This window comes from Kitasatospora sp. NPDC059795 (genome assembly GCF_042732175.1).
Classification (GTDB): domain Bacteria; phylum Actinomycetota; class Actinomycetes; order Streptomycetales; family Streptomycetaceae; genus Kitasatospora.
Map to the genome: position 1 here is coordinate 1 of NZ_JBHWID010000061.1, position 1,304 is coordinate 1,304.

Annotated in this window: 1 protein-coding gene and 1 pseudogene; both read left to right on the forward strand. The window is 70.8% G+C overall.

Features of this window, described 5'->3' with window-relative positions; all coding sequences use genetic code 11:
- Nucleotides 1-287: pseudogene (locus ACFV4P_RS35975) on the forward strand (MFS transporter); the annotation flags it as partial.
- 82 nt (nucleotides 288-369) lie between these two features.
- Nucleotides 370-1,304, forward strand: a 935-nt coding sequence (locus tag ACFV4P_RS35980; protein WP_380477695.1) for a phenylacetate--CoA ligase family protein, incomplete at its 3' end; no start/stop codon positions are given.

Here is a 1,304-nt window from a genome sequence, read left to right on the forward strand (position 1 = left end):
GGGTCGAGGTGCCGGACGAGGCCGGGCCCGCCGCCGGCGACGCCGCGCAGGAGAGCATCGCCGGCGCCCTGCACACGGCCGGGCAGTTGGGACCGGACAGCGCCGGCGCCCTGCTGGACTCCGCACGCGCGGCCTTCACCAGCGGCGTGCAGTCCGTCGCCGCCGTCTGCGCCGTGTTCTCCGTCGCCCTGGCCGTCCTGATCGGCACCCGGCTGCGGGACATCTCCGCGATGGACCACGGGCACGGCGAGGAGCCGGCCGAGAACGACGCGCAACCAGCCACATGAGCGCATTTCCGGAGATGCACGGGCCGCCGTCGAGGCATGAGGATCACCTTCTGGGGTGCACGTGCACGGCAACGGAGGCGTAGTGGAGTACTGGAACAGCACGGCGGAGACCATGCCCCGCCAGGAACTTGAACAGTGGAAGTGGCGCAGGCTTCAGGCCGCGATGGACCACGCCCGAAGGCTCTCCCCCTTCTGGCGAGAACGTCTCCCCGAGAACATCACCTCCATGGAGGACTACGCGGCGCGGGTTCCGCTCCTGCGCAAGGCCGATCTCCTCGCCGCGGAAGCCACGTCTCCCCCGTACGGAACCTGGCCCTCGCTCGATCCGGCGCTCGGGGTGCGCCACCACCAGACCAGCGGGACCAGCGGCAACCCCCCCATCCGGACGTTCGACACCGAACGCGACTGGGCCTGGTGCGTGGACACGTTCTGCACGGCGCTCCACAGCATGGGCGTGCGCCCGCACCACAAGGGCCTGGTGGCGTTCGGGTACGGGCTGTTCGCCGGCTTCTGGGGCATGCACTACGGCCTCGAGCGCATGGGAGCCACGGTCATCCCGGCCGGCGGCCTCGACTCCCGCTCCCGGGTACGGCTGCTGGTCGACTACCAGATCGAGGTGCTCGGCCTCACACCGAGCTACGCGATGCGGCTGATCGAGACGGCCCGGGAGATGGGCGTCGACCTCGCCCGCGAGGCGAACGTCCAGATCATCCTGGCCGGTGCGGAGCCGCGCTCCGCCTTCACCACCCGCACCATCGAGGAGGCTTTCGGCGCCCGGGTCTTCAACGCCGCGGGCACCACCGAGTTCGGCGGGGTGTTCATGTTCGAGTGCACCGCCCGACGCGAGGCCTGCCACATCATCGAGCCCTCGTGCATCGAGGAGGTGCTCGACCCGGTGACCGAACAGCCCGTCGGCTACGGCGAGGAGGGCGTCCGGGTCACCCCCGGGCTGAACCGCGAGGGGATGCAGCTCTTCCGGCACTGGACCGAGGACGTCGTGGTCAAGCGGCCCCACAC